Source organism: Longimicrobium sp., assembly GCF_036387355.1.
In the GTDB taxonomy this organism is placed as follows: domain Bacteria; phylum Gemmatimonadota; class Gemmatimonadetes; order Longimicrobiales; family Longimicrobiaceae; genus Longimicrobium.
Map to the genome: position 1 here is coordinate 1 of NZ_DASVTX010000368.1, position 12,188 is coordinate 12,188.

Annotated in this window: 11 protein-coding genes; 4 read left to right on the forward strand and 7 right to left on the reverse strand. The window is 63.7% G+C overall.

The genetic code is table 11. The annotated features are described in order from the left end of the window. The 4 genes from VF665_RS16000 to VF665_RS16015 form a co-directional block, all read left to right on the forward strand. The coding region (locus tag VF665_RS16000) for a hypothetical protein (protein WP_331054443.1) at positions 1–257 on the forward strand (257 nt) is incomplete at its 5' end. 1,138 nt (positions 258–1,395) lie between these two features. Then, a complete protein-coding gene (locus VF665_RS16005) occupies positions 1,396–2,082 on the forward strand; it encodes a hypothetical protein (RefSeq protein ID WP_331054444.1) in 687 nt (228 codons plus the stop codon). Positions 2,083–2,398: 316 nt separating this feature from the next. After that, positions 2,399–3,445, forward strand: coding sequence for a DNA-processing protein DprA (locus VF665_RS16010; RefSeq protein ID WP_331054445.1), 1,047 nt, complete (start codon positions 2,399–2,401; stop codon positions 3,443–3,445). A gap of 141 nt (positions 3,446–3,586) precedes the next feature. Next, positions 3,587–4,189, forward strand: coding sequence for a hypothetical protein (locus tag VF665_RS16015; protein ID WP_331054446.1), 603 nt, complete (start codon positions 3,587–3,589; stop codon positions 4,187–4,189). Between the two features lie 351 nt (positions 4,190–4,540). Here VF665_RS16015 and VF665_RS16020 read toward each other — a convergent pair whose 3' ends face one another. The 7 genes from VF665_RS16020 to VF665_RS16050 all read right to left on the reverse strand — a co-directional run bounded on the left by VF665_RS16020 (position 4,541) and on the right by VF665_RS16050 (position 11,433). Continuing rightward, on the reverse strand, positions 4,541–6,271 hold the full coding sequence (locus tag VF665_RS16020; protein WP_331054447.1) for a recombinase family protein: 1,731 nt from the start codon (positions 6,269–6,271) through the stop codon (positions 4,541–4,543). A gap of 1,018 nt (positions 6,272–7,289) precedes the next feature. Next, on the reverse strand, positions 7,290–7,610 hold the full coding sequence (locus VF665_RS16025; protein ID WP_331054448.1) for a hypothetical protein: 321 nt from the start codon (positions 7,608–7,610) through the stop codon (positions 7,290–7,292). Between the two features lie 197 nt (positions 7,611–7,807). Further along, positions 7,808–9,592 (reverse strand): recombinase family protein, encoded by a 1,785-nt coding sequence (locus tag VF665_RS16030; protein WP_331054449.1) that lies wholly within the window; start codon positions 9,590–9,592, stop codon positions 7,808–7,810. After that, positions 9,589–9,753 carry a hypothetical protein gene (locus tag VF665_RS16035; RefSeq protein WP_331054450.1) on the reverse strand — a complete coding sequence of 55 codons (165 nt, stop codon included), beginning with the start codon at positions 9,751–9,753 and terminating at the stop codon, positions 9,589–9,591. The genes VF665_RS16030 and VF665_RS16035 overlap by 4 nt, the downstream gene beginning before the upstream one ends. Next, complete coding sequence (locus tag VF665_RS16040) at positions 9,750–10,274, reverse strand: recombinase family protein (protein WP_331054451.1); 525 nt, start codon at positions 10,272–10,274, stop codon at positions 9,750–9,752. Before VF665_RS16040 ends, VF665_RS16035 begins: the two co-directional genes overlap by 4 nt. Then, positions 10,271–10,876, reverse strand: coding sequence for a recombinase family protein (locus VF665_RS16045; protein WP_331054452.1), 606 nt, complete (start codon positions 10,874–10,876; stop codon positions 10,271–10,273). Before VF665_RS16045 ends, VF665_RS16040 begins: the two co-directional genes overlap by 4 nt. Continuing rightward, positions 10,873–11,433 (reverse strand): recombinase family protein, encoded by a 561-nt coding sequence (locus tag VF665_RS16050; protein WP_331054453.1) that lies wholly within the window; start codon positions 11,431–11,433, stop codon positions 10,873–10,875. The genes VF665_RS16045 and VF665_RS16050 overlap by 4 nt, the downstream gene beginning before the upstream one ends. Positions 11,434–12,188 lie beyond the last annotated feature (755 nt).

Sequence of the window (12,188 nt, forward strand, 5' to 3'; positions counted from 1 at the left end):
CAGGAAGCCAGGTACCTGGCCGTCATTGTTTTGCCAACGCCCGGGAGTCCGGTCAGCAGCAGCGAGCGCACGGGTTCAAGACCGTGGCCCTGCAGCCGCACCACAGCCTCTCGTTCAGCCACGATATCGGTGAGAACAGAGTTGTCCGACGGGGCGAGCCGAGGCTGTGGAGCACCGGTGCAGTCTTCGATCCGAAACAGAGGCATTTCGCCATCGCCGCCTCCAATGTCTGCGACCTTGGTGCGTGGAACCGCTGAACCCCCAGTTCCGTCCAACAGGCGTGTGAGCGCGGTGCAGAGCGCATCGCTGGGAGCTTGGTCATCCGGCTTCTGGAGAACTCGCCGGGCGGCTTGGCGAACCGCAAGGCTGTCGCCACGGATCCCGTGGGTGACCAGTTCGAGGAGTACCTGCTCTTGGGGGGACATACGAGCTTTCTGGTGCATGGAAGGCGTATCTCTCAATGTGGTGTTCCAGCGGGGTGCTGGCAACTAGGCCTCTGTTGGTGCAGGCGGGCCGAAGTCTTGGGATGTTTCCGAACGGACGGTGTCATGGATGACGCATGGCGCCCCACGCCCGACGAGGTCAGCCGCACTAATATCCGGACGGAAACAAGGGTTGGGTGAGTGGTGCACTGCGGCTGAACGGACTTACTCGGCTTCGGCTGAGCGGGATGCTGCGATGCGACGCTAGCCATCGCGGGTCAGGAATGGCAGCCAGCGGCCGTGGCTGCTCCGTCCGGCCTGACGTAGGACGATAACCCTACGTCTCCGAGACGCCCGCAGTGGGAGGAGGCGTGCTGGTGGTTCGGCGACCGGGGGGCGCCTTGGGGGGTTAAACGTGCCTCTTTTCCCCCCTTCTTACGTCCTTCGTTTTTCTCTCTTTTCTGTGTGGAGTATCTGCTCAGTGCAGTGCTCGTGATGCTCCGGTGTATCGCCATAAAGAGGACGGAGGGAGCATCCGTCGGAGGCTGTGGCTCGGAGCACGAGAGAGGTCTTCGAATGCTCTATGCGACCAGGCGCCTAGAATCACTCCGGTGGAACACACGGATGCCGTGGCGGACCACCTGACCCGCCATCTACCGTGATCCTGACCCTCCCATCACTATCGCGAGCCTGCTGATCACTATCCACCTACCTCGGCAGGGCCTTCCCCCATGCCTCATGATGCCTCTAGACGGTGCCGAGTCGTTCATCCGCGGTCGACTCAGCGACTATGTAGATTTCAAACGAGAGGCGCGCGTGTTCTTCCCAGCGATCTGCTGCAGTACCTGATCTGGAGCGGTGAGCGTCGGCACATGAACCAAGCAGCCTTCTGAAGCACGCAGGCATCAACGCGCCTGTTTTGAAGGGTATAGATTGGGTCAACTCTCGCAGAGCTGAACAAAGAGGTTGGAAGATGACGGACAGCATCCCATATGAGTTGGACGACCTTCTCGACGATCGGAATCGAGCGCTGCACGCGGAGGTGGCGTCACAGGCGCGTATCGTGTTGCAGAGGTCCGTTGACCACACCTGGGGGGAGCACTCGACAAGGTTAGAGGTGACGATCTCTGTCGCACCATCCAAAGCCCCGCAGGCGAGCTTTGCGCACGAGCTTCTGCACGCCAAGCTGGAGTTGGAGGGGTGGCGCCGCCCCCGGATCATCCCCGCGAAGCCGGAAACATTTGAGGTGGTGGCATACCTGTACAATCAGCTGGCGCACTGGCGCATGTACCCGGACTTTGAGCGTATGGGGTATCCCGCGTCGCAATTCCTTAATGACCGCGACTCTGATGAGATCCGGAGTTTGCTCAAGCGAGATATTCCGACCGTGGAATCGCTCTACGCTCCAGCAAGGCGCCCTCTGGGCGGGCTGCTTGTGGCCCTTCCGTTCATTGCAAGCCAATCCCCCCATCAAGAGATCTCCGGCAACCTGCATCTGCTCAAGCGGTTGCATCGGGTCTCCGACGCGCACCTTCTCAGAGACATTTCGTTACTGTTGCGGGAAGTTCAGGGGGACAGCGGCTCCGATGTGGTGGAGGTGTTTACCCGGCTATTCCACCTGTGCGGCCAGCCTGAGGTGCGCTTCCGCCCCGCGTTCTAGGATGAGTGCCCCAGGATTGGCAGATACGCCCGCCGTAGAGCTGGGTTTACGCCCAGCATTCCGGGGCCAGCGGCTGATTTGACCGGCATGTGGTGCATTGGCCATGGGGCGGAACCACAAGCAGACCGCGAGTTCGAGACGCGCCGCCGGACGGGTTGGCGCATACCTGCGGCGACTGGGCTTTAGACGAGTATTGGTCAACGAGAACGGGCGCGACGGCCTCTCGGTCGTCACTGCGCCCCTTCATGCCGAGACGAACGGCGAGGGGTGAACGCGTCGGCGGATACGTTCTTAGAGCCGGGCAACGTTGCCTTTGGTGTGGTTTCGGTTTATCTTCGGTTGTATTATTTCTCTGCGCCTGTATCATGGGGCGGCAGAGCAACGTTGGTTTCTCTTTAGATGGAATACTGGGCGCATGCCGCTCTCGCCTCATGATCTAGTAGTCGGTGACCGCGAGCACGAGCTCACGGCCATCACCGCGCTCATTCGCAAGCAGCTGGTAACCCCGTACCGCTTATCCGCTGTGCTGGAAGAGCAGGGTTCAGCAGTGGAGATTGTCCGTCTCTCTGAGGATGATCGGCTGTTCCGTTCGGCACTGCCGACGCACGACTGGGTTGGTGCGGTGACGGCTGAAGATGTCCAAGCGGCGTACAAGGACGTGCGTGGCTGGACTGAGCGTAGGCTGGATTGCCGCTCGGTCTTGGATTCTGCCTACCCGGCGGCGCTAAGAGACATCTTCAACCGTCCACCCATCATCTTCGTACAGGGTACGTGGGACGAGCAAAAGGATGGGTGGTCGATCGCGATCGTGGGCACCCGGAAAGCGTCACCCGAGGGGCTGCGGCGGGCATCGAGACTATCGCGCGAGTTGGGGGAGGCCGGGTTCACGATCTTCTCGGGAATGGCTGCCGGTATTGACACGGCGGCGCATCGTGAGGCGCTACGGCTCGGGGCCAGAACGTGCGCAGTCATGGGAACCGGGATCGACAAGCGTTATCCCGCCACAAACGCTGGCTTGGCGGCTGAAATCGTGGACTCGGGCGGGTGTTTGCTGTCACAGTTCTTCCCGACACAGCCTCCGACTCAGTGGACGTTCCCGAATCGCAACATCGTAATGTCGGGGTTGACACTGGCGACTGTGGTTGTAGAGGCATCAGAGACGTCCGGCGCCCGCATGCAGGCGCGCGTTGCCCTTCAGCATGGTCGGACGGTGTTCATTCTCCGATCACTGGTTGAGAGTCATGCGTGGGCGCGGAAGTACGTGGAAGATGGAGCGTACGGAACACACGCCGTCATGATCTCTTCCACAGCCGAGATCACCGACCGAATCGATGGGCGCACTGATCAACTGCTAGTCGCTTAAAAGACCTTGCCTACCGTTCAACAAGTCCTCGCTGAGCACCAACAGTACTTTCGCCCCGTCCCGGCATTCCGGGCGGGTAGTGTCTGCACGATCTGCCGGGGGCCGGTTTCCGACTACAGCGCGTGCTACGGATGCAATCAGTTGGACAAGGCGGTGGGATTCGACTTCGCTCTCTCCGGCCGTGTAGTGCCGATGTCGGTAGCGCCGAATCCGGGGCCGTGGTACAGCCGACTCGCCACATACAAGACCTTCCACCGGGGCTACTCGTCTGTTCTTGCATCACTCGCGTATACCTTCCTGACGACGCATGAAGCAGAAGTTGAACACGCGCTGGGCGGTGAAATGGACCGGATTACCGTAGTGCCATCCACACGCGGTGTCCCGCCGGATACGCAGCCGCTCAGACGGGTGCTCAGCCTCATTCCTCCCTTGGAAGAGCATACCGCGGCCCTTCTTAGACACGTGCCCGGTCAGAAGGTAGGAAGACAAGAGTACCAGCCGGGGGCGTTCGAGTGCGTGGTTCCTGTTGACGGACAGCGAATTATCCTGATTGAGGATACGTGGGTCACGGGGGCCAAAGCAGTGAGCGCGGCTGGTGCTCTGTTGGCCGCCGGCGCGGAGAACGTGCTTATCATGCCGATGGGGCGGATGGTTCAGCCGAAGTCCGGTTACTATCCAGAGGACCACCCGTACTTCGAATGGATTGATCGCCCGTACGATTTCCAGCATTGGCCGTTAGATTAGTACGAGATGACTGAGAGGGGCCGGGCCCGCGCCTGGGTTCGGCCCCTTTTACATCCGACTGCTCCGCCCTGTCCGGCTTTTGGCACAAGATTGATGAGTTTGCTCGTGCACTTCGAGCACGCCCGGATTCAGTTGCCGGAGCCCTGGAGCTTTCCTGGCCGCGGATGGCCGGATCCCGACTCATCGCCGCCGGAATCGTGGAAGCCTTGCGCGCCGCCCTGCGGGAATTTGAGGAAACGCCGCGGAGCTGAAGCCCCCGGCGGCGGCTGAGATCCGCGTCGACGCGGGTGTTGCGGATGGGACCCGGTGCCTTATCCCCACCTGTTCCCGCAGGGGTGGGTGGAGCACGTCTCAGGTGATCGGCAGCCACCGGCCGTCCCCGCCCCGTTGTGCCTGTGGCAGAACGATCACCCGCGGAACCGGGTGCGCGAACGGCTGGAGCCCCGCGGGCCCGGCCTGCGCCGGCATGCCGGGTACGCGGCGGATCGTGACCGAGAGCGAACGCGTGCGCTTGTCGTAGACCGCGGACTCGATCCATGGCTCCAGCAGCGCGCGCAGCGCAGGGCCCTTGAGCAGCTTCGCCTGCGCGGGGAAGTCCGCGGCTGCGGCGATCAGCCGCTCGCGCGCCCGCTCCACGTCCGCCGCCGTCGCGTCCGCGCTGGCCAGCGCCTTCATCTCGCGCGCGACGCGATCCAGCCCGGCGTTCACCTCCGCGGCGGTGGCCGCCGCCGCGTCGTCCGTGATGATGCCGTTCGCGATCGCGCGGACCAGGTTCTCGCGCTGCGCGGTGAACTGCTTCTCCTGCCGCGCCAGCTCGGCCCGGCGGTCGCCCGACCCGCTGTTCAGTTCCGCCAGGAACCGGTCGATCTCTCCGCGGATGAGGTCCTGGACCTGCGGGTCGGAGACGACGCTCGCGACCTCCGCGATCACCAGGCTCTCGACCAGCCGCTTCGAGATCGTGCCCATCTTGCCAGGGCAGGGCGACAGATGCTGGTCGGGCCCCTTGCAGCGGTAGAACCTCCAGCGGTCCAGGTCCGCGGGGTTCGCGTAGTTGATCCGTCCGCCGCCGCCCACGTAGCGGCTGCCGCACACCGCGCAGTGGAGGATACCCGAGAGCGGGTAGCCGCCGGCCGTCGCACGGGTCTGCCGCTTGTTCTTCGCCAGCCGCAGCTGCACCTGGTCGAACAGCTCCGCCGGCACGATCGCCGGGTGCGCGTTCTTGGTCACGACCCACTCACTGCGCGGCCGGATCCGGACTTCCTTCCGCTCGCGCTTGTCGTGCGGGCGGCGGCACCAGATCACCTCGCCCAGGTACGCGCGGTTGGCCAGCATCTTGGCGACGTTCGCCTTGCTCCATTTCTGCATACCCGGCATCTCGTTGTGCAGCGCCGTGACGATGCCGCCCAGCGACAGCAGCCCCGCGGCGTACCGCTGGTACATCCAGACGACCATCTCGACTTCCCGCTTGGGCCCCGGCGTGAGCCGGACCTTCTGGTCCTTCGACTTGCGCTGCCCGTGCTCCAGGACCACGGGCGGCCGACCCGGCGCCGTCGCCATCCGGCGGTACCCGAACGGCGCCTCGTTCTGCCAGAGCCCCTGCGCCGCCGCGCCGCGTGCGCCGCGCCGGGCGTTCGCCTTCAGGTTCGCCAAGTATTCGCTCGCCTGCGAGCCGCCGATGCTGCGGATCAGGTGACGCGTCGTGACGCTTTCCGTGTCGTCGTTCTCGGCGAACCGCGCGATCCAGCCGTGCTTCGAGAGTTCGAACCGCCACGCGGCGGCCTCGTCCGGGTCCGCGAAACGGCCGAACCTGCTGTCGTTCAGGAAGATGGCGTAGCCCGGAGCCTTCCTGGTCCGCGGGTGCGTGCGGCAGTAGTTCACCAACTGCATGAACGCGGGGCGGCTCTCGGCGTCCTCGCCGGAGAAACGGTCCTCCCAGATGAACTCGTCTTCCAGGACCCGGCCCAGCGCACGTGCGCGTGCCTTGACGGCGCGGGTCTGGTCCTGCAGCGACGTCTTCCACTCGACTGCCTGCTCGCCCGTCGAGACGCGGCGGTAACCGATCGTGTCGGTGTCTTTCCTCATGGTCGTTCCGCCTCCCTGGCCGGCGGCGCCTCGCCGGGCGCGCCGGCCGCCGCTTCAGCACTCCCTACAAGGGAGACGTAGAGGCGCACCCACGACGCGAGGTCAGTGACCTCCTCGCCCGCGTGGATCTCGACCGTCAGTCCGGTCGCCCGGCTCGGGCGCTCGTCCGCGACCGCCGGCCAGGCCGGTGTCTGGGCGGACGGCGGCGCCTTCGTGCGGGGCGTAATCGTTCTCGGCATTGATGTCCGTGGATTATGGGTGTGGAAACACAGCGGCCGCGTTCTCAGTTTGAGAGCGCGGCCGTTCTTCTTTTAACTCAGTTTTCTTGAAGTTGGATTCCCGTAAGTATTTTACATGCATCGACTTGAACGCCGTGGGGACACGGCAATACTTACGAGGTTTATATGCTGAGACACATCAGAACGCGCGCGTACCTGAAGGCGGAGGACCGCCTGCTTTACCTCAACCGGTTTGTCCGGTACCAACCCGCGAATCACAGGCTGGCGCTCGGGATACTCGCCGCCCACAGGGTGGTTAACTCGCCAGGTAGTAGAATTGTTCGATCGCTGCTTAGCCACGTGCCGCCGCTGACCATCCCGTTAGCGCTTACGAGCACCCCATTGTGGTTCTATGCTCGTCACGCCCAACGCTCGGCGGCGGCCTCACTGGGGCGCATCAACTCGCAGGTGCTCCTTGCTGACATCACGGCGCTCCGTGCCGCCGTACAGGCGGTCCGGGCGGTACGTGCCTGCGAACCCGGTTGTCCGCCTGCGGCACCGGCGTACGCAGAACTCGAACGAGCCTCCCAAGCCGCATCGAGGCACGACGACCGGCTCCGTGTCCGATTCCACCGCTGGTTCTGAGTTCCACCCGGGGTGGGTCCGCCCGGAGGCGGGCCCACCCCGCTCCCAACGCGACACGCCATTCGGGTACGGGCGTGCGGAAGCGCCCGCCGGCGCACGCGCTGCGGGTGTGAAACTCCAGAGTTCTCTGGGAGGGGGTGGGACGGAGGGTCCTGCTACTTCTTCTTCGCGGCCCGGGCGGCCGCGCCAGTCGCCTTCGGGCTCGCCCGCGCGCCGCTCTTCTTCGCCGCGGCGCGCGCCCGCTGCTCGCCGCGAGCCTTCGGTGACCGGTACTTCCGGAGCCTCAGCGCTTCCACGCCGTTCGACCGTACGTCGTCGATCAAACTCCGGATCCAGCCGACTGAGTGGTCCGTACCCGTTACCGCGCCTTGCAGCGACGCCCCGCGCTTGTACCGCAGCACCGCCTTGGCCGCCTGTGCCACACTTTCGTTCAACGCGCCATCAATCATCGCGATTAGATCACGCTCGGCGACCATCGGCAGGTTGTCCTTCCCCGACCCGCCCGGCTTCCGCCGAGGCGGCAAATGCACCCGTACTGAAAAGAAAAACGCTCCACTCGGAGCGACTTCGATTGAGACGACTGGACGGTGAGTAGAGCAATCCGCAGGGTCCTTTGGAACCTCTCGCGTTGCACTACTCACGGGTGTAGCTGAATGGGGATGGTTGCTTGGCGTCATGGCTTCCTCTTTCTGATGGTTGAAGGTCGGCCCGCGGCGGCGGAGCCGAGGGGGACGTTCAGGACAACGTCAATGGCGCGGCCGTCACCGTCGATGGTGACGGACTTGAGCAGCTGTGCGAGGATGGTCTTCTGCCGGGTGGCGGAAGCGCCTCGGAAGACCTCAGTGAGCGAGTCAGTCTGCTTGACGAGCGCCGCGAGGCGCTCGCCGGCGCGATGGTCGATCAGTTGAGCGGACTTGACCTCGTTCAACTGGCGCTGGATCTGATCGTTGACGGCCGCGATGGCGTTCATGCTCTTGCGGATGTTTGCCTTGACGCTAGGAGCATTCTCCGGATTGGATAGCTCCGCAGTGAGCGTATCGAGCCTGCCTTCCCCACGGGCAAACTGGGCCTCGAGGTCCGCAATGGTCTGCGCCAGCTTGTTGTCGGCCGCGCGGCTCTGGTGCTGCAGGAGCGCGTCGCGGATGGCTTGCGACATGGCTGGTGAAGAAAGCGCTTTGAGAGCCCGGCGCACGACGGCGTCTTCCAGATCATCGGCAGGGATGTAGCGGGTCTTGCTGGAGCAAACGACGTGCTGGGACTTCTTGTCCTGCCGCAGGTGAGGAGGCGTCACGCCATGCCTGTAGTACCGGCGCTGAGCGCGGGCCGGCCCACCGGCTGAACCTGACCACCGTATGCCGCATGCGGCACAGAACAGCCGTCCGGTCAGCATGAAGGTCGGGTGCTTCCCACGCGATTCAGCTGCCACCTCCCTTCGACGTCTGACGACTTCCTGTACCCGTTCGAACTGTTCACGACTGATAGGCGGGTTGGGAACCCCGTCACGATGGACAATCCCCTCGTGTCCAGTCGACGCCGCGGCTGAACTGTCGAGCAGATCCGACTTGGCACGTCCCCAGACCAAGTCGCCCTGGTAGGCCGGGTTCGAGAGGATGATGCGAACGCTCCTGCCGCTCCACGCGTCTGGGTGCGCGAATCCGGTGTCACCGGCCGTCCGTGGACGTGTGGAGTGGTAAGGGGGCGCGATCCCTCGATCGTTGAGCGTCTTCGCGATCTGCTGATAGCTGAGCCCATCGCGGTCCACCATGTTGAAGATGTCCACCACGACCTGACGCGTGTAATCGTCGTTGAACCGGAGGACGTACCGGCATCCGGGCGCCCTGATGGTCTGATAGTCAGGAACTGCCTGCAAGGGCTGCCTTGTGTGCATGTCTGCGAGCCAACGGCTGGCACCGTAGGGTGGCACCCCGCCGGGCCAGAAGCCTTTGATGACGAGTGCTCTCGAGCCACGTACGGTGCGGTCCCGAATATCGATCAGATCGAGGTTGCTCCTCAGCGAATCCACGCGGTCGGTGATCGCCGTGGCGACGTTCTCGGACGTCAGACCCTTGCTTAGATCGAGGTTGGCGCTGTTCGCGTAGCGTAGCGTGACGCCATGCTGGGCCAGGGCGATTCGGATGTAGTCCGGCCATCCGTAGTCGTCTGCGCGGCTGAGCCGTGACTTGTCGAAGACGTACACGGCCTTGAATGGTGCATTTCCGGTTTGAACGAGTGCCATGAGCTGGTTCAGACCTATGCGGCTGGTCGAACGGCCGCTGGTACGGTTGTCCTCGAACTGGTACTCTGGAAGAACGTGAAATCCTTCCTCACGAGCACATTCGGTGTTGATCTCGTGCTGACGCTTGATCCCCATCGCGTAGTCCTTCGACTGCCGCGCATAAGAAGCGGCGGGCTCGAGGTCGCCGGGGTCGTCGATCGTCTTGGTGTATTCGCTTTTCATCTTCCTTTTTCTCGTTTTCGGATTGGAATCTGTTCAGGGGTTTGTGACGGCGAAGCGGGTCCGCGGTCGCGCGCGGCGTCGCGGATGATGCCGGCGAAGAGTCCGCCGACGTACTGGATCGACAGGCCGGGTGCCGAGCTGACGTTTACCGTGAAGCTCACGCTGACTCTCCTGCCGGGGCGCTTGACGAGGCTGACTGCAGGGACGCGTTCAGCCAGGCACGCAGTTCAGCCTGCTCGTGTTGCAGGGCTATACGTTGAATGCGGTCGACGATCTCCTCTGCCACAGCGTCCTCAGAGTCCGGGACGTATGCTCCGCCGACGCAGCGGCTGAGATATCGGACCTCGATGCCGGAGGCCCGCAGCTCTTCCAGGAAGGACCAGAGATGATCGTCCCTTAAAATCCGGGTCGGATCTTCCACGTAAAGGCGGTCAAAGCGCGGCGACGTGCGGATCCGGTCGAGCAGGCCCGGCAGGCCGGGCCGGTCCATCCGCGAGTTGGAGCTTTCGTCGTCGCTGAACTCGAGTTCGGGCGGGAGTATGAATCCGTCCGTCGCGGCGCGGACGCGCATCGCCTGAAGCTGCCGTTGGATCTCTCCTTGATCGCGTTGCGCGATCCTGGCGTATGCTGCGGCGATGGGGCGGTCTTCCGTTGCCGACGTAGTCGGTGATTGCTCATTCATGCTGGTCCTCCATTCGGGTTGACGGGTGAGTTGGTGTTATGCTTTCTCTGACGGGGAATGCCGAACCGAACCCCATGGGCCGGCCTTGACGAACCGGACTTACGCAACGCCTTCCACCGACAACGCCGTTCAGCCTGGTGTGCCTTCGCGTGTTGCAGGGCTGCACGGTGAATGCGGTCGACGATCTCCTTTGCCAGGGAGTGCTCGGATGCCGGGACGTACGTTCCGCCGGCGCCGTAGCGACTGAGATACCGAACCTCGATCCCGGCGGCCCGCAACTCATCCATGAAGGACCAGAGCGGATCGCCCCTTGAGATCCGGGTCGGATCTTCCACGTACGGGCGGCGCACAAAGCGCGGTGACGTGCGGATCCGATCGAGCAGGCCCAGCAGCCTGGGGCGGTCCATCCGCAACCCGGAGCTTCCGTCGTCGCCGAACTCGAGTTCGGGCGGGAGGATGAATCCCTCCGCCTCCGCGCGACGGCGGATGGCTTGAAGTTGCGCCTTGATACTGTCATCGCGCCGCGCGACCCCTGGCCTGATGTACATCGCGTGGACGAGCCGGTCTTCCGTGTCCGACGATGTCGGTGCTTGCTCGTTCATGCTGGTCCTCCATTCGGGTTGACGGGTGAATTGGGAGTGCGGCCTCCCTTGACGGGGAATGACGCACCGAACCTCATGGGCCGGCCGCCACGCCGCTGGCGGCGCCGTGCCCGCCGCTCGAAACGAGATGGCTCTCGCCGACGCCGCGGCACGTAGGGCTCGAGGAATCGGACCTCGACGCCGTGGTCGCGCAGCTCGTCCAGGAACGGGTCCAGCGGATCGCTCCACGGGATACAGACCGGATGTCGAGCGTACAGGCGCTGGATGCGCCCGTCCGTGCGGATCGCGCTCAGGAGGCCCCGCAGGCCGGGGCGGTCCGCGTCGAGCCTGGAGCCGCTGAGGTCGGTGAACTCCAGGTCGGCGGGAACGGAGTATCCGTCCGCGGCGGCGCGAGCGCGGATCGCCTCAAGCTGCGGTTGGAGTTCCAAGGCATGAGTTGGCGACCGGGCATAGGCAGCGGCGATGGGTCGTCCGCCGACGGACGGTGAAGCGGGGTATGTGTCGTTCATGTTGCCTTTCAGTGTTGAACGTGGTGATTTCTGATCCGGCTGGATCAAGGGTGCGCCTGCTGAGCAGGCAGGATTGCGAGCGCACGCCGCTCGTTTGATAGACGGCGGAGTGCACCGCCCGGTGGGCCTGACGTGGGCGGCGCCCCGCGCTGGTGTGGCACTCGGTGCAGGATTCGCCTTCGGCGGTGCTCGTGAGCGTGGTTGGGTCGTTCGGGTAGTGCACTTCAAGTACATGGGCAGTTGCGAATGGGGTAGGTAGATGAAGACATGTTTCAAAAGCACTTTTCTCTCTTTCAGATGCCCTATATATCGTCTGAAAGGTCGGACTAGTGGCTGCATCAAACGGAATGATCGGTACAGAGAAAAGTGCCGGTCCTGACGTCCGGCGCTGCTTATGGGAGGCCGCTTGCAGCCTGCGGCCCGAGGTCGTTGTAGGTCGGTGCGAAGAACGAGAGATGAAAAGGCCCCTGCATCCAGCTGGATGCAGGGGCCTAGTTGTTCGGGGACTTTGTGCGCCGGAATAGGGCGCGCGACCGGAACGGTTCATCAAAGCCGCACGGGGTGCGCGCAGATTAGGTCCTAAACGCCCTCCTGCAGAAGTATGTCTGTGGGGGGCGACTTTTCGACCTCACCCCGCACCGTGGGGCAAGCGTAACAGCATCAGGGAGCAACAATGCAGAACATCGAAGTGCTCAAGTGGATTCAAGAGATCGTGTGGGTCCTCCAGGCGGCGAACGCAATCCATGGTATCGTGCAGCGAATGCGGGACTCGTTGTCCAAGAAGGGCTGACAAGTAGAGAGGG

Coding starts and splice junctions, on each gene's coding strand:
- VF665_RS16005 (WP_331054444.1), top strand. CDS start 1,396: ATGACGGACAGCATCCCATATGAGTTGGACGACCTTCTCGACGATCGG.
- VF665_RS16020 (WP_331054447.1), bottom strand. CDS start 6,271: ATGAGGAAAGACACCGACACGATCGGTTACCGCCGCGTCTCGACGGGC.
- VF665_RS16025 (WP_331054448.1), bottom strand. CDS start 7,610: ATGGTCGCCGAGCGTGATCTAATCGCGATGATTGATGGCGCGTTGAAC.
- VF665_RS16030 (WP_331054449.1), bottom strand. CDS start 9,592: ATGAAAAGCGAATACACCAAGACGATCGACGACCCCGGCGACCTCGAG.
- VF665_RS16040 (WP_331054451.1), bottom strand. CDS start 10,274: ATGAATGAGCAATCACCGACTACGTCGGCAACGGAAGACCGCCCCATC.
- VF665_RS16045 (WP_331054452.1), bottom strand. CDS start 10,876: ATGAACGAGCAAGCACCGACATCGTCGGACACGGAAGACCGGCTCGTC.